We start from the raw sequence: 16868 nt of genomic DNA on the forward strand, positions 1-16868 counted from the left end.
GAATAAATAATACGATCTATCATTAAAAAGAACGATTGAAAAAGGTTGAGGGCAAGGCGGAGGTCTTTGCCCTCGTCTTTTCCTAGCAATCGGTTGATTCAAGTGTCTTTTGAAATAAAATGAAATCAAAGAAAAGAAGTGATCCTTATGGAAGAAAAAACAATTGGCTATGTTCATTCGATCGAAACGTTTGGTTCTGTAGATGGACCAGGCGTTAGATTCGTCGTTTTTATGCAAGGTTGTCGCATGCGTTGTGAATTTTGTCATAATCCTGATACATGGAATATAGGCGGAGGAAAAGAATATACGGCGGATGAACTATTAGACCAAGCAGAGCGCTATCGTTCCTATTGGGGTTCAGAAGGCGGTATCACTGTTAGTGGAGGCGAACCTTTATTACAGATCGATTTTTTGATCGAACTGTTCAAGAAAGCGAAAGAGCGTGGTATGCATACTACGCTAGATACTTGTGGGAAGCCTTTCACGCGTGACGAACCATTCTTTTCTCGTTTTCAAGAATTGATGAAGTATACTGAATTGTTACTGTTTGATATCAAACACATCGACAACGAAGAGCATAAAAAGTTAACACGTTGGGATAATGAAAATATTCTGGAGATGGCGCAATATCTTTCTGAGATCAATAAGCCAGTGTGGATCAGACACGTATTAGTTCCTGAACGCAGTGACTATGATGAATACTTGATTCGGCTAGATGACTTTATCAAGACATTGAACAATGTGGCAAAAGTAGAGATTCTACCTTACCATACGATGGGGAAATATAAGTGGGAAACACTTGGCTTAGATTACCCACTAGAAGGTATTGAACCGCCAACAAAAGAAAGAGTCGAGAATGCCAAACGACTACTTCACACAGAAGACTATCGAGGATATCTCAGCAATAAGAACTGAGTAGCTGTGTAAAATCAAATCTGGGTCAGAATGAATCATATTCTGTCTCAGATTTTTTTCATTTACTTTAATTAATTGATTTAAATCTGTAAGTTACTCGTTTGGTTGTCTTTTCATGAGGATTCTTCGCTTCTATTTTCCCATTAGAGTACGGATAAATCAGCGCATTGGTGTTCCCATCTTCATAGTACAGAAGGTTTGAAGCTTCACTCGAAAGCTTTCATCTTGCGTTTCTGGAATTTCTTTTAACAATGAACAAAAAAGAAAAAAGAGACATCACGTATGAACAAGCTTTTACAGGATTCTTTGAGGTAAATTAGTTAAAATTACAAATAGTTAACTAATATATGGGTGGTTTATCCTATTTTTGATTGGTTTTATCGTAAAATTAAATAACAAAATTTATATATAATAAATATTGACAACCTTAAATTTTTCTATTATTCTAAAAACACAGAAAACGTTTTCTTGATCTATTGTTACTGGGAGAGAACACCATGAAAAAGCATTTATTTAAAACAATGTTATTATCAACGTCCATTTTGGCTTTAGGTTCTGCCATTATGCCTAGCGTTGGAGTATTAGCTAGTGAGCATAATATTTCTAATATAGCTGCTTATTCTGATGATGACTATTATTACGTATTAGATGAATCTACTATTCAAACGAGAACTTGGTCAAAACCTCAAAACTGGTCAATCAAGAAAGGAACTCGAACTTATTTAGGTGTAGAAACTCATACGCGTGGTACAAAATTATCCATTAGTGCTAATATTTTTGGAATGAAAATCGAATTAAATAGAACTACTTCTGCAAGTGGAAAATTTAAAAAATATCGTCAAAATGCAACAATAACCGTAACCTATAAAGTTTATAGGAAAGTTGATAATCGTTATGTTCGTACAGAAACTACAACAGCAAACACACAGTATATTGATTATATTCCTATTGGATAGTGATTGAATGGTTAAATGGTTATTTTGTAGTACGTACTTACTCCTAACTTTTATTATTCCTTCGCTTGGTGTACCCTCGAATATTTATTTTTTATTTGAGCATAGTAGTATCTTCTTTTTCATTTTGTCAGTCGTTTTAGTTTATTCTACTTTAATCCAAGAATTGAAAAAAATCAGTATAACAAAACTCTTAAGAGTTGTTATTTCTTCATTTCTCATACTATTTATTATTAATTTGATTAATACACCAATTTCAAAAAGTTTAAGCCCGAGTGATTTAAAAAATTCACTCTCTTTCTTCTTTTTTAGCGCAATTACTTATGGCGTAATTTTAGAAGAAATAGTTTTTCGCTTCTGTATGATTAACCTTCAAACTAATAAAAAAAGTCAGTATATAATAATGCTAATTTCTGCTTTTTTATTTGCACTTGTTCATGGATTCGGTTTAGTGATTTTCTTAAGTGGAATTCTTTTAGGATTTGTCTATATAAAAACACAAAACATTTGGTATTCTATAATAACGCATAGTTTATATAATTGTTTTGCTATATTGGTTTATTTATTTTTAACTTAATTATTACAAAAAATGTTTAGCAAATGCGACTCTTTATCAATAAGAACTGAGTAGCTGTGTAAAATCAAATCTGGGTCAGAATGAATCTCATTCTGTCTCAGATTTTTTGTTTCGCACAAAGCGCACGAAAATGTGACTGAAGAATCCTCCAGTCACATAAATGATAGAGCCAATTAAGCAATGGCCTCAATACTGTATGTTCATTTTTTAGTGATACCAAAACACTTTTTATAGCGGATTGTCTTGTTCGATGATCTGTGAATTGAGGTTAATCCATAATAGTTTGATGTAGGTGTGCTGTTTCTTTTGATGAAGCAAATAAGTGCTGTTTGAGTCACCTGCTTTTTGAGAAGAAAAAGGGTGAGTAACAAGGGCGTTTGTTTGGCTGGTTGCAAAAGTTCTATCAACAAGTTGGACAATAAGAAATATTGGATGCTCCAATCGTTTTTTGTCCATTTATATTTCTCATTCAGTGGGATACACCAAGTGAATGTCATTTTTTTCAATGATTCTATGATAAATCTTAGGCGGTTTTTTATTGGTAACAATCGCATCATAATCATAATAATCACCTATCTTGAAAAAATGAGTAGAGTCAAATTTCGTTTCGTCAGCCAATAAAACAATCTCTTGTGCTTTATTCATCATTTCTTTTTTTATTTGTGCTTGATTGAAGTTTGCTTCATAAATCCCTTCATGGTCGAGCCCCCGACAAGATAAAAAGGCAGCATTGAAACGAAAGGAACTGGTAATGGGATCAAGTGTATTTGAAATAACTGTACTAGCATTAAGTTTGACTTCACCGCCAGTCAAATAAATTTTTAAAGATTCGTTCTGACATTCACTTAACTTTAAAGCTGTACGCAAACCATTGGTAATGATAATTAAGTTAGGTATCTTAACAAGTAGTGGAATAAGGTGTAGAACCGTACTGCTGGAATCTAAAAAAATACACATACCTGGTGCAATAAAATCTCGTGCTAATTCACTGATGATCTTTTTTTCCGGGATATTACTGGCTTCTCTTTGAAGATAAGTATATTCCATGTTTGTCGTTTCGTTCAAGATCGCCCCGCCCCAAGTTCTGCGGATCAATTTTCGTTTTTCTAGCTCAAGTAATTCTCTGCGAAGTGTACTTATACTACAGTGAAGGTGAGTACAAAGTTCTTTGGAAGTTGCTTGTTTCTTTTTTACCAAATAGCTTAAAAGATCGCTTGTACGTCTAGTCTCCATTTTTTTCTCCAAGTTTTTCTTTTATTATAGCGCTTTCTTTTTGCGAATAAAATGCTTTTGAATAAAAATGAATGAGTTGAACAAAAATCTTGCTAATTTTTGAACAATGATCAAAATTTTAAGCAAGGATTTCCTTTGCTTAGAAAGCGCTTTATAATCGAGGCATACATACGTTGGAATAAAAGGAAACGATGGAAGAATAACAGATAAAAATTAGATTTGTGATATATGTAAATAAAATGTGTCGGCAAAAAGCTGGGTTGTCAGGATAAAGAAAATGGTTCTATGAAGTTAATGGATCAGCTTTTTTAGGTATCTTCATCGGGATCAGCAGCCTGTAGATATCTATTCATTGACCAGTGCGGATGGAATTGTGAGGAGTAATTATAGAAATGAAAAGTTGCTATTTATAACTAAAGCCCTAGATACCACGACAGGATTAGCTAAAGAATCAAGGAGGGACATATGGTACGAGAAGTTGCTACTAACGGGAAAAATAAACAGCACAGACAGCTTTCTAAGTCGATTTTATCTTATCTTTTTGTCTTTCTAGTGCCATTTTTTATGGTATCGTTAATTTGGTTTCATACGGCTAAAGAAAGCATTAATCAGCAAGTTGTTTTGACAGCCAAGAACCAGTTACTCCAATTGAAGTACTCATCTGAAAATAAGTTTTTGCAATTGGATAATATCACTCAACATATTCCTTATAACACCAATCTTTCACCTGGAAGGCTTTCCCATAGTTATTATGCTCGTGAAGGACAACTTAGCTTGCAACAATATAAGCTAAGTAATGATTTTGTTGAGGAAATTTATCTTTACTACAAAGAAAACCCAAATACATTGTTTTCATCTGCCGGTAGCTTGACAGTGGACAATTTTTTGCAACGAAAAATCAATAATCATTCGCTTGATAAAAAAGAGCTGCTTTCACATCTTGATAACGATATTCCAACTGGACTAACCCTGAAAAAAGAACCCAATTCCACACAACTTTTTTACATTGTTCCAATTAAAGATGCAGAAATGCATTTTTATGGCGTAGCAATCTATTCAATCAATCTTTCGATTTTGAATAAGCTGTTGAATCTTTCCAATAGTGATGGTATCAGTACCAACTATCTGATTGATGACTCGTATCGTATTCTAGCAGCAGATACCAGTAATAACAAACTAACGGCGTATTTGCATCAGCCGAAGCAAATTCAAATGATCTTGCAACAGGATAATTTTTACTACAACCATCGAAACTATCTTGTCCAGTCTTTGAATAGCAGGGATTTGAATATGTCATTTGTTTCTGTAATGGATCCATCACAAGCTTTGACAAAGATCAATACCATCCACCAAAAGTTTTTAAAACTTTTTTTTGTGATATTTGTGTTTGGTCTAGTGCTTGTAGTGATTATAGGTACTCGTTTTTCACAGCCGATCCGCAACATTGAAAAATTGATTGATCAATATTATCGAAATAAAATCGGTGTAGCTATTTCCAACGGGAATGTCTATGAAACGTTGGCGCAATTTTTGAACGAACATGAAGAGCTACATAAAGAAATTAAACGACAGACTCCCCATGCGAGAGAACAGGTCCTTAGAAAAATTTTAGGAGGGAAATTTAAGTCTCCAGAAGATTCATTAATTCTACTGAACTCTGTCCAAGTGCATTTTACCGGTACTTGCTATTTTGTCGTCGTAGTTGATTATCCTATCCAGAGCATTGACGACACAGCTAATGAGTTACCGCTGAAAGTAAGTGGAAAGAACTTTTCGGGATATGGTACAGAGATCCTATCTGCAGGAGTGACCGCCTATATCTTTAGTACCTATGAAAACACTAGTCACAAGAAAGTTGTAATAGAGATGATTCAGCAACTAAAAAAAGCGTGTTACGGTACTTTTAGGATAGGAGTAGGAAATAGTACTGAAAACCTTACGAAGATTAATGCTTCTTATATTGAAGGTTTGGCCGCATTAGACTATTCAACAGTAGAAAATAACTTTGTTTTCTATAATGAAATTCCAGGTGAAGAGTCTTCAACCAGCATTAATTACCCAGATGGAGAAAAACTGAAATTGATTCAAAGTCTGCGTCAAGGAGACTTAACGATCGCTGCGGAGACGATAGAATCGTTGATTGAGCGGGGGATTAAAGAACATTTTTCTTATAGTGGACAAAAAATGTATGGTTTTTATCTATTAAATGCAGTTGCTAAAGTAAGTAGTAATTTGCAAAATAAAACAATTTTGAAAAAAGCAGAAAGAAGTGCCAAGTTTAGTAATTTACTCGAATTGAAGCAACAACTATTAATGCTCGCAAAAATGATCTGTGAGGTTATGCAAGTTAAGCCACAAAATCAAGAGTCTGTGCTGAAAAAAGAATTGTTCGAATATCTTCACAAAAACTATGCTTCTTCCCAATTATCTATGGAAAAGTTGGCAGATGAATTTCAACTTTCAGTTTCGTATCTTAGCCGTTTTATCAAAAAAGAAACAGGTACTACTTTTTCAAAATATCTGCAAGAATTGCGGCTAGAAAAAATCAAGCAAGAATTAATAGAAACTGATTTACCAATAAAAACGATTATTCAAAAGAATGGATATTATGATGTTTCAAATTATACGAGAAAATTCAGGACGAACGTTGGTGTGACTCCAGGTCAATACCGAACAATGAATAGAGAAGGAACTTTATAAGCAATAAATAGGAGTAAATTAAGGGGGGATATCGAACTGGAGCAGGACGAAGAAGTCATTTTATTTCCAGTTTTGAACTTCTTACAAAAAAACAAGAGCAAATAATTGTAAAAGACTGAAATAACTACCCAAATTGTTGCTTTTTCAGCATACAACTTGGGTAGTTATTCAAATGTTTTACGATATTTCTCACTAAAAGTATGTTTTTACAAGCTTTCGATGCCAGTATTTTTTGTGAATCGACGAAGGAAGTATCATCTGCTTTATATTTGCTCTTTAATCGTCTTTCAAGGTAATTTCAATTACTGGGATCAGCACATCAGGCTTGATGATTGGCAAGGTGATGACAAGATCTTCTGGAGCAATGACTGCTTCTGTAGAAGTAATCACTTCGTCCGGATCAAATCCTCGATAAAAAATTTCCGAGCCATCATTGAGCAGACGAATAAACTCAACTTTACCTGCTAATCCTTTAAGATGAAGGTTGCGGTAAGGATAAGAAAAGAGATGCAGATAAAGCTTGTTTCCATTTTGTGTATATCGGCAATCGTCAGGAGCTTCAAAGGCGCTATATGAACAACCAATGACAGATGCTTTGTGAAGGGTCATCCAATCCCCGATAGCATGAAGCCGTTCCAACGTTTTCGTATCAATTATTCCTCGTGGATTAGGACCAATATTCATCAAGAAATTCCCATTTTTTGAAACGGTATCAATCAGCATTTTCAAAAGCATCTCACTACTTTTCCATTCCATATTGTCACGGTCATACCCCCAAGTGCCATACATTGTCTGACAGGCTTCCCAGATAACAGGCATGCCGTTTTTCTCTAATGGTTTATCAGGTTGAAACTGTTCTGGAGTAGTGATGCCATGGCCTAAATCAAGCCGATCATTCAATAGGAGATGGGGTTGCAGTTCTAAGCAGAGCTTTTCTAGTGCTTCGCTATCCCAATCAATGTGCCCTTTTCCTTTTGACCAACCCCAATCGCGGTGGCTGTAAGAAAAATCGAACCATAAATAATCGATTTTTCCATATTCTGTCAGTAGTTCTTTGACTTGTTCACGAAGATAGCGTTGATAAATCTTGATATCTCTTTTGGAATTTTTTTCTCGCAGTTTCTGGTTCTCTCTTTCAGGATGCAGTCCGTCCAGTGGGAAATGTTCATGGCGCCAATCGATCAGTGAGTGGTATAACCCGATTTTGATCCCGACTTTGCGAAAAGCCGGGAGTAGCTCTGCCAGAAGATCTCGTCCAAAAGCAGTATTGGTGATTTTGTAATCAGTTTGTTTCGTATCCCATAAGGCAAAGCCTTCATGATGTTTTGTCGTGAATACCATGTATTTCACCCCACAGCGAGCGGCTTCTTTTGCCCAAGCATCTGCATCAAACAAATCAGGGTTAAAATGCTGAAAATATTTTTTTGAATATTCCTCTAAAGAGACTTGTTCTGTGGTCATAAACCATTCGTGTCTAGCTCCCACACTGAACAAGCCAAAATGGATAAACAAACCAAAACGATCATGGATAAACCAGTTAGGATCAGGATAGTCGGTGGGCCAATTATTGAATTTTTTCATATGAACACTCCTAATTTAAAAATTTTGTATTTGTCATTGTTGTTTCTTTGATTTTCCATTCATTCTCTTCCAAAATAAAGGTGTGACATGCCGTTGTGATATGATCTCGATACGCCTTCTTCCCATGATTCACTGTTTTTTGTTCTGCCGCTACTAACATCGATTGAGGTGTTTGTTTGATTACTTCGAAAGAAAGCAGTTCATGACTGACATCATAGTCTTTAAAAAATTGCTGCATTTCTTTTGCGGTAGCTTTATGTGCATCTTTGACTAGTGTTGCTAAATAGTCGTTTAGATTTTTATCCGTTGCAGCCTTTAAATTTTGTTGCAAAAGCTGATGGCAGATGTTCGCAGTTCTTTGATTATTGATTTTCCCAGTGATTTTAGTAGATGTCTGTTTTGCTTCGACACGAGGCACGTTTCTGACAAGCTGAGAAGCAGCAGTGACCAACAAAAAAATACTCAGAATGACCAAAAAAAGAGTTCTCTTTTTCATTTTTTATCCCTGCCTTTAGATATCTGATAGTTTACTAGCACTATAAATTCCATGGAACAAGTTTCGCCCGACACCGCTTGCTGTTTTGAAAGGAGCATCGAAGGGTAAAGGCGTTTGCTCAAGCTCAGGCAATTGCTTGATTTCTCCTGTTAAAAATTTATTCAGTCGCCAAACGGTTGTTTCTATCCGACTTTTTAAGGCACCGTAACGAAGATCGATAATTTCATAGCCAAAGGGTTTATTCCATTCAAACCATAGCTGGCGATGGAGGTGTTGCAACTCATTGATCTTTTTGGTGAGAACTTCCAGTTCGTGAAGGATTAGTTGTAACTGGTCATTCCTTTTTGATTGGTAGGCTCGATAAGAGCGACCGATCAAATTTGTTTTTATAAAAAGGACTTGTGCTAATTTCTGATAAAAAGTAAACATCGTTTGTGTGTCCTCATTAGCTGTTACGCTAGATAGTTTCTCACTTAAGTCCTTATAATGCGAAGGAAGTTCTAAATTTTGCAGATCAACATCGTAAAGACCGTATAATAGATCTTGATAAAGTGCCAACTTACTACTATTTGATCCATCAGGGTTATTTTTTGCTACACCTTTCGTCTGATCAAAAGCATCTAGCAGTAAAAAATCATCAGCCTCAAGATGGTGGAAGAGACGGAAACGCTCTTTAATCAGTTCCATGCTTACTTCAGGAGCAAATTGTTCCTCGCTGAATTGTTGTAATCCTAACAAACTTGCGATGATCGGTGTTTCAGCACTATCATCGCCCCATAAAGTAGCATAAACTTCGTTGATTTTTTCCTCTTTTGCGACAGAAAGACTAGCACTGGTCGTTTCAAACGATTTTCCATAATTTGGTGCAAGACCATTCCACGTCCAGATACCGCCCGCAAAAACGATTGGTCGTTTCAATTTTTTATGATTTGAAAAATGCAATTGGTATTCTTCTTTTGAATGATGGTAATAATCCCAATAAACCATACTAATTTCAGGAATCTTTGCAATCAAATCTTCTGGAAAATGTACGTCTTTATCGTAATAGTCTCCTGACTTTGAACCGATTCTAAAAAACATATCGCTCCACATCATGGGCTGTAACTGATAGTTCCTGCAGATTTCCATTACTTTTTTCAGATGCTTTTCCATAATATCAAAGCGATCGATCAAACCATGCTGGGTTAAATAATGACCACGTCCCAGATCATGAGCTTCGTCCATCCCGATATGAATTTTTGACGTTTTAAAAGCGGCTGCGATCACAGAAATTGCACGATCTAAAAATTGATATGTTTTTTCCTCTTCCACAAGGAGAATATCACTTGTATCTCTCATGCCATTGGCAAATCCCCATTTTAGCGGATTAGTTAAATGAGCTAGCGTTTGAATACAAGGAATCAGCTCGATCCCTACCGTCTCTGCAAAAGCATCCAAGGCCTTTAATTCCTCAAGAGAATAGGCACCACGACAATAACCAAAATAAGGATAATCAGGGATTTGATAGGTATCTTCCATATAAAGCATGCAGCTATTTAATCCCATCTTGCTACAAAGAACAAAAAAGTGTTTCAGCTGATCAACAGTCATCACAGCATTTCTAGAAAGATCTACCATGGGCCCAATTTTTTCAAATTGCGGAAACTCTTCATAAACAAATTCTTCTTCACAGCGATCTAACCAGAGTGACAGCGCTCGAAAAAGATGGGCTTTTTCCTGAAAATAGATAAACGTTTCGTTTTCTTTATTTTCAATTTTTAATGAACCGTTGCGCTGAATCAGTTGGAGTGGTTTTCCATTATCTGAAATAGTTAACGCTAATTCGTTTGTCGCAATTTCAAAAAAATCACGCATGACATCTGTAAGTTCGATTGAAACTTGCATAATAACCTCCTCGAAGTAATCGTTTTCATTTTTCAGTATATAGCACTTGTAAAAAAAGAAAATAACTAGCTTGAAAGTACATAATCTGTTTATTTGACATAGTGAAAGTTGATGAATATACATAGTCGATCAGCTTCTGGAAAATAATAAATGAAAGAAAAAACGAAAGGGATAAGTAACAGGTAGTAGCCTTAGCAAAAATTAAAAAAAGGCTTGAGTCAACGATTGGCAGAAGGTTCCCTTTGATGGCGACAATTATGAATAAGGAGTGAAACAGACATTTGACTTTTACCTAAAGGGCTGACGAATCGCATTGTAGATTGTAAGTTAAAAAAAGAGCTATTATTGAAGTTTCCTTGTAAAATCTCCTCGCAGTTCTGTTACAGCTTTTAGCTGTTTGTTTGATTTAAGGTTTGTTTTTTGTTATTGCGTTAACGTACGATTTTTTTCTTCAATTTTAATCATTGATTGCAAAGAGAACCAACTTAATGGCAAACAGAATAAAGGCACAAAAGCCACGATTGTCAAAATTGGGAAAAAGGTAGAGACAGCCGTCACGACAAAGATCCCCAGAATAATCGCTACGGTTTCAATCAAGCTACACAAAGATAGAAATAATGCTTGTTTGAAATATTGTGTGAATGACAAATCATAACGTAAAAATACTGGGAATAAATAAAGAATGACTATGACAGTTGCGATAAATAATAATAAGATCCCCATATGAATGAAAGGGTTTTGTAAATACACAGCTGCAATTCTCAGATCCATCCATAGAAATCCTAGTAACATGCCAGCAGCATAGCCTAGTTGATTTGTTGAAATAAACAGATTATTGAAGCTTGTTTGAAAATCTGAATATAAGACTTGAGGAATTTGTTTTTCTTCAAATAAATGATAGAAAAATTTGAGAACGGTAACACTTGCGGGAAAAGTTCCTAGTAGAATACAACCTTTTAATACCGATAAAAACCAAAATACTTGGAGCTTGATGAGAAAAAGCAAGAATTTTCCTAAAGAATAGGTGAAATCAAAAATAGAATGTGGTGATCGTTTATGTTGATTCATAGCTAAAACCTCCTTGTATTAGTCATACAGCTCTTTTTATTATAGTAAGGTTTATTTATGTTTTCTATCAGTATGCGATTATTACATAGCTTTTTCTACTTTTACATAGTTACTTTCCGACTAAGAGATAAGATATAGATATCCTCTAAATAAGTTACGCTTTATGCTGTTTTTACATAGCTTATGCTTTTTACATATTGCTGTTGCCTTGCTTTTTTTGTAAATTTAAAGCACAAACATGAAAGGGGTTTCATAAATGGCGATACGCGGAGATATCGAAGTACCTAAAGAGGTTGAATTAGATCATAGGACTTATCCAGAAACAGAAATGCTAAAAGAACGATTAGAATGGTTTCAAGATTTAAAACTTGGCGTGATTTTTCACTACGGACTTTATGCTCAAGCAGGAATCGTAGAATCTTGGCAACTTTCTGAAAAAGACCTTTGGGCAAGAGAAGGGCGTGAGTTTCGGAAAGATTTTAAACAACTGCAACTAGACTACTGGAATTTGATTAAAGAGTTTAACCCAGAAAAATTACAGGCAAAGAAATGGGCAAGTATATGTAAAGAAGCAGGCTTTAAGTATTGTATTTTTACAACGAAACATCACGATGGGTTTAATATGTACAATACTCTTGAAACAGAATATAAGGTTGGCGGTAAACAAAGCCCGTTTAAAAGAGATATTTTAAAAGAAGTTTTTGAGGCTTTTCGTAAAGAAGAAATAGCAACAGGAGCCTACTATTCAAAAGCCGATTGGCATTCGCCGTTTTATTGGTTGGATGACGATACGATTAAGGGGCGTCATGCGAGCTATGATACGGAACGTTACCCAGAAATTTGGCAACGTTACGTAAGTTTTGTTCATAATCAGATTAAAGAAATCACGCATAACTATGGTCATGTGGATCTTTTATGGTTAGATGCTGGTTGGTGTGGACAGAAAAAAGAAGACCTGGAAATGGATCGATTAGCAGAAATCGCTCGTGAGAAGCAACCGGAATTAATTATTGTGGATCGTATGATGGGGGGCAGACATGAGAACTATGTGACCCCTGAACGAAAGGTGCCAGAACTAGCTGAAATTCCCAAGAAAGTTTGGGAAAGTAATATCCCGATTGGTGATGATTGGGGCTATGTACCAAATGATCGCTTTAAGAGTTCCCAAGAACTATTGGAAACTTTTGTCGATGTGGTCAGCAAAGGTGGGAATTTGATCTTAGGAGTTGGGCCAAAACCAGATGGTACCTTTACTGATGAAGAAACCAAAATCTTACAGGAAATTGGGAATTGGCTAAATATCTATGGAGAAGGAATCTATGAAACTCGCTCACAACCTAAAGAATGGCAAAATCAGTGGAAATTAACATACAGCAAAGATCAAACCATACATTATGCCTTTCAAAGTATTCGCTTTACACAAGAAAAAATATTTTTAGCTGACATTGAGGCCGATAAACATCATGTGATTAAAGATTTATCTACAAAAAAAGAATTAGAAGTATATACGGAAGAAGATCAAATATATATCCTCAGCAGTGAATTAGAGAAACCAGCAATTGGGCTGATTGGTCTTGAAATTTTAAAAAAGCCACAAGGATAGAGATGAGTGAACTTCATAAAAGGAGGTTAAAAAATGGCTGATGCATTACTTGATGTCAATAAAGAGAAAGAGAAAACAAAATGGTCAGGGATCAAAAAAAAATTATATAAAAGCCGACAGCTGTATGTTTTTGTCATTCCAGCATTGGTGGTGGTTGCTGTTTTTTCTTACGGTCCCATGTACGGCGTGATTATAGCATTCAAGGATTATATCCCATCATTAGGGATTTTTGGAAGTCCTTGGGTAGGATTTAAGCATTTCCAACGTTTTTTTGATTCCTACTATTTCTGGGATCTAATTAAAAACACGTTAGGTATCAGTATATATTCTTTGGTCGTAGGATTTCCGCTACCGATTATATTAGCACTAGCACTAAATGAGTTGAAAGATGGAAAATTTAAAAAATTTACGCAGACAGTGACTTATGCACCTAATTTTATTTCAGTCGTTGTCGTATGCGGTATGTTAATTGCTTTTTTGACGCCTTCCACCGGTATTATTAACCATCTACTGGTTTTTCTAGGTTTTGAGCGAATTAGTTTCATGACAGATCCTCGTTGGTTTAAAACGATCTACGTATTATCTGGGGTTTGGCAAGGAACAGGATGGGGCTCAGTGATTTATTTAGCTGCATTATCTGGTGTTGATACACAGCTTCATGAAGCTGCAACTGTTGATGGTGCAACGAGATGGCAAAGAATCTGGTATATCAACCTACCGACTATCATTCCTACTATGGTTATTTTACTGATCATGAATGTGGGGAGTTTGATGTCATTAGGTTATGAAAAAATCCTGTTGATGCAAAATGCGTTGAATATGGATTCTTCAAATGTGATTGCCACGTTTGTTTACAAACAAGGGTTGCTTGACGCACAGTACAGCTATGCATCAGCTGTCGGACTGTTCAATGCAGCAATCAACGCATTTTTATTGATCACAGTAAATAAAATTTCGCGTAAAGTTAGCGAAACAAGTTTATGGTAATGGAGGGAAAATAATGTATTCGAAAGCGATCCGATCATCGAAAGGTGACAAATTTTTCATGTTTCTCATCTACTTGTTTATTGCCATTGCCCTTTTGTTGGTTATTTATCCGTTGATTTATGTTATAAGCGCATCTATATCTAGTCCGACCTCCGTCAATTCTGGAGAAATGTGGTTATTGCCAAAAAAGATTACTTGGGATGGTTACAAAACGATTTTTACGTATAAAAGTATCTGGCAAGGTTACCGGAACACGATTTATTACACATTACTAGGAACATTTATCAATTTATTATGTACACTTCCTTGTGCATATGCTCTAGGAAGAGCAGAATTTTATGGGAAAAATCTATTTATGAAGTTTTTGATGGTTCCTATGTTTATCAGTGGCGGTTTGGTACCTACTTATTTATTGATTAAAAATCTAGGGATGAATGATTCGATTTGGGCGTTAGTTATTCCAGGGGCCGTTTCAGTTTATAATATTGCAATTACACGTACTTTCTTTCAATCCACCATCCCTAGAGAAATGGAGGAAGCGGCATTGATTGATGGATGTTCTGACTTTCAGATATTTATGAAGATTGTTTTACCATTATCAATGCCAATTATTGCAGTAATGGGACTATTTTGCGGAGTGGCCCATTGGAATAGTTATTTTAGCGCGTTAATCTATTTAACAAACAAATCAATGTATCCGCTTCAATTAATCCTGCGAGAGATTTTAGTGAATCAAGATTTAACAAAAGGAACAACAGAGATGACAGCAGCGGCAGCAGAAGTGGCTTATAGTAAACAACAGCTTGCACAAGTCATTAAATATGGAGTAATGATCGTTTCGACATTACCAATCATTATGATCTATCCGTTTTTACAAAAGTACTTTGTTAAAGGTGTCATGGTTGGTTCTTTGAAAGGCTAACTAAAAAATAAATAAGAGAGTGAGTGAAATGAATGAAAAAATGTTATTTAGTAATTGCATCATTAGTGTTGACAACAACTCTTTTGGGTGCTTGTGGGAACAAGGGAAATACTGCTGGAAAAGAAGAAACTATTGCCGTTGAAAAAACCGGAATGCCAATCGTCAAAGAAAAAATCAACATGACGATGATGGCTCCTGGTGGAGAAGCAGAATGGGATGAGTTAGCTTCGGCTAAAGCGTTAGCGGAATTAACTGGAATCACTTTTGATTATATTACTCCGCCAAGTACAGATTTTGAAGCGAAATTGAATTTGGCTTTTGCTTCTGGTGAGTTACCAGATGTTATTTTTGGTGCAGGAAGTGGTCTATCAAATGCCAAACAATCAGATTATGGATCACAAGGAATTTTAATTGCCTTGGAGGATTTGATTGATGACTATGCGCCAAATTTAAAGAAAATCCTTGATGAGAACCCAGAGTTCAAAAAATCAATTACTGCACCAGATGGTCACATTTATTCTTTACCACGATTATATCCAGAAGATACCTCTAGCCCTCTTTATATCTCACCTTTATGGTATAACGGCGAGTGGCTAGAAAAATTAGGGGTAACCGAATTGCCAAAAAACACGGATGAGTTATATAAATTGTTGAAGCGATTCAAAGAAGAAGACCCCAACGGTAATGGCAAACAAGATGAGATTCCGTTATCAGACGGCAACAAGTTGGCCATTATTCGTACGTGGTTGCTACCTGCTTTTGGTATGAAATCTCTAGGAATCGAAGAAGTTAACGGAAAAGTGCGTTATGCTGCTGCATCGGCTAACTATAAGGAATATTTAACGTATATGAATAAACTTTATTCTGAAGGATTGCTGGACCCAGAAGTCTTCTCGCAGTCAGAAGAAAAGTATCAAGGAAACATACAAACAGATAAAGTCGGTTTATTTGGCGCGTATGCTTCATACATGGCTACTGGTAAAATGCCTGAGGATTCTTTATCAGATCCAATGTTTTCACCAGTTACTTCAAGTATTCAAAATACACCTTTAGCACCAGGTCATCCTCGTGTAACAACTGGAACGTTTGCGATTACCAATAAATGTAAAAGTCCAGAGGCAGCAATGCGATGGGCGGACTATCTTTACACAGAAGAAGGACAAGATTTAATGACAAAAGGTCCAGAAGGGGCATTTTGGAAATATGAAACAAACGATTCTGGAGAAAAAGTTCGGGTATATACAGGTGAAAATAAACAAAAGATGGAAGAAGACCGTGGGAAAATTGCAATGGATTATGGCTTAGTCGTACCGGGATTAGAAGACGATTATGCCCAAAGTGTTTTAGCTAATGTCAACGATCCTGATCCTAGTTTATGGACGGAATTTCGCATGAAAGAAATCAACGAGAAAATCATGCCCAATACCGAGGTACCTTTTCCAATTGTTTATATGACGAAAGATGAAGCAGATCAAATTGCGATCAACGCGACGGACATTCGGACTTATGTAGAGCAAATGGAAGCTAAATTTATTACAGGTGTGGAAAGTTTGGCTAAATGGGATGAATATGTCAGTACATTAAAATCAATGGGATTAAATGATTTTGTCAGCACTTATCAAAAAGCATATGATCGTTGGGCTAAAACCGAATAATCATCTTTAACATCAAAGTGGACGTTTGGGATGTTCCTAGCGTCCAGCTTTGTTTGAACAAAACATCAAGAGTTTGGAGAAACCAAAATGAGATTATTAGCAACTAGCATAGCGATGATGGTCAAACAAATGGTTTCATGATAAAGATCAAAGAGAACGAGTATCACACTGACTAAATAATTTTGCCAAATCATGGTAAATATAAATGAGAAAAAGAATGAACCAACATAAACGATGATCATTGGGTTCACTGACTGAAGGGAATCAGTGGATAAAACGATAGAAAAGGAAGGA

The 16868-nt window shown here is 35.8% G+C and carries 14 protein-coding genes and 1 pseudogene; 8 read left to right on the forward strand and 7 right to left on the reverse strand.

The window, feature by feature from the left end; translation table 11 throughout:
• Positions 1–147: 147 nt before the first annotated feature.
• Positions 148–915, forward strand: a complete 768-nt coding sequence (gene pflA, locus IGK81_RS04995; protein WP_010737384.1) for a pyruvate formate-lyase-activating protein — start codon at positions 148–150, stop codon at positions 913–915.
• 67 nt (positions 916–982) lie between these two features.
• Here pflA and IGK81_RS05000 read toward each other — a convergent pair.
• Positions 983–1179, reverse strand: a pseudogene (locus tag IGK81_RS05000) (ISL3 family transposase); the annotation flags it as partial.
• 233 nt (positions 1180–1412) lie between these two features.
• On the opposite strand from IGK81_RS05000, the gene IGK81_RS05005 reads away from it, so the two are divergent.
• Both IGK81_RS05005 and IGK81_RS05010 read left to right on the forward strand, forming a co-directional pair.
• The gene (locus IGK81_RS05005) at positions 1413–1871 is read left to right on the forward strand and encodes an LMxysn_1693 family intestinal colonization protein (RefSeq protein WP_034700309.1); all 459 of its coding nucleotides are present in this window, start codon (positions 1413–1415) and stop codon (positions 1869–1871) included.
• Between the two features lie 7 nt (positions 1872–1878).
• Positions 1879–2445 carry a CPBP family intramembrane glutamic endopeptidase gene (locus IGK81_RS05010; protein WP_034700311.1) on the forward strand — a complete coding sequence of 189 codons (567 nt, stop codon included), beginning with the start codon at positions 1879–1881 and terminating at the stop codon, positions 2443–2445.
• 228 nt (positions 2446–2673) lie between these two features.
• On the opposite strand, the gene IGK81_RS05015 is transcribed toward IGK81_RS05010, so the two are convergent.
• Positions 2674–2901 carry a hypothetical protein gene (locus IGK81_RS05015; RefSeq protein WP_034700313.1) on the reverse strand — a complete coding sequence of 76 codons (228 nt, stop codon included), beginning with the start codon at positions 2899–2901 and terminating at the stop codon, positions 2674–2676.
• 9 nt (positions 2902–2910) lie between these two features.
• On the reverse strand, positions 2911–3678 hold the full coding sequence (locus tag IGK81_RS05020) for a DeoR/GlpR family DNA-binding transcription regulator (protein WP_010737385.1): 768 nt from the start codon (positions 3676–3678) through the stop codon (positions 2911–2913).
• A gap of 465 nt (positions 3679–4143) precedes the next feature.
• Between IGK81_RS05020 and IGK81_RS05025 the strand changes: the two genes are divergently transcribed.
• Positions 4144–6378: a helix-turn-helix domain-containing protein gene (locus IGK81_RS05025; protein ID WP_034700314.1), complete on the forward strand. Its 2235-nt coding sequence runs from the start codon at positions 4144–4146 to the stop codon at positions 6376–6378.
• Between the two features lie 276 nt (positions 6379–6654).
• Here the strand turns inward: IGK81_RS05025 and IGK81_RS05030 are convergent, their stop codons facing one another.
• The 4 genes from IGK81_RS05030 to IGK81_RS05045 form a co-directional block, all read right to left on the reverse strand.
• The gene (locus tag IGK81_RS05030) at positions 6655–7959 is read right to left on the reverse strand and encodes an alpha-L-fucosidase (RefSeq protein WP_034700315.1); all 1305 of its coding nucleotides are present in this window, start codon (positions 7957–7959) and stop codon (positions 6655–6657) included.
• A 10-nt stretch (positions 7960–7969) separates the two neighbouring features.
• Positions 7970–8455 (reverse strand): hypothetical protein, encoded by a 486-nt coding sequence (locus IGK81_RS05035; protein ID WP_034700317.1) that lies wholly within the window; start codon positions 8453–8455, stop codon positions 7970–7972.
• A 15-nt stretch (positions 8456–8470) separates the two neighbouring features.
• Positions 8471–10339, reverse strand: a complete 1869-nt coding sequence (locus tag IGK81_RS05040; protein ID WP_034700319.1) for a beta-N-acetylhexosaminidase — start codon at positions 10337–10339, stop codon at positions 8471–8473.
• A 423-nt stretch (positions 10340–10762) separates the two neighbouring features.
• Positions 10763–11407, reverse strand: a complete 645-nt coding sequence (locus tag IGK81_RS05045; RefSeq protein ID WP_010737390.1) for a DUF624 domain-containing protein — start codon at positions 11405–11407, stop codon at positions 10763–10765.
• Between the two features lie 256 nt (positions 11408–11663).
• On the opposite strand from IGK81_RS05045, the gene IGK81_RS05050 reads away from it, so the two are divergent.
• The 4 genes from IGK81_RS05050 to IGK81_RS05065 are packed head-to-tail and all read left to right on the forward strand — an operon-like array spanning position 11664 to position 16574.
• On the forward strand, positions 11664–13010 hold the full coding sequence (locus IGK81_RS05050; RefSeq protein WP_412003906.1) for an alpha-L-fucosidase: 1347 nt from the start codon (positions 11664–11666) through the stop codon (positions 13008–13010).
• Positions 13011–13043: 33 nt separating this feature from the next.
• Positions 13044–13997 (forward strand): ABC transporter permease, encoded by a 954-nt coding sequence (locus tag IGK81_RS05055; RefSeq protein ID WP_034700321.1) that lies wholly within the window; start codon positions 13044–13046, stop codon positions 13995–13997.
• Positions 13998–14007: 10 nt separating this feature from the next.
• Complete coding sequence (locus IGK81_RS05060; protein ID WP_370566457.1) at positions 14008–14919, forward strand: carbohydrate ABC transporter permease; 912 nt, start codon at positions 14008–14010, stop codon at positions 14917–14919.
• A gap of 32 nt (positions 14920–14951) precedes the next feature.
• Positions 14952–16574 carry an extracellular solute-binding protein gene (locus IGK81_RS05065; RefSeq protein WP_034700325.1) on the forward strand — a complete coding sequence of 541 codons (1623 nt, stop codon included), beginning with the start codon at positions 14952–14954 and terminating at the stop codon, positions 16572–16574.
• Positions 16575–16868 lie beyond the last annotated feature (294 nt).

The organism is Enterococcus sp. DIV0703 (assembly GCF_051711065.1).
In the GTDB taxonomy this organism is placed as follows: domain Bacteria; phylum Bacillota; class Bacilli; order Lactobacillales; family Enterococcaceae; genus Enterococcus_B; species Enterococcus_B hirae.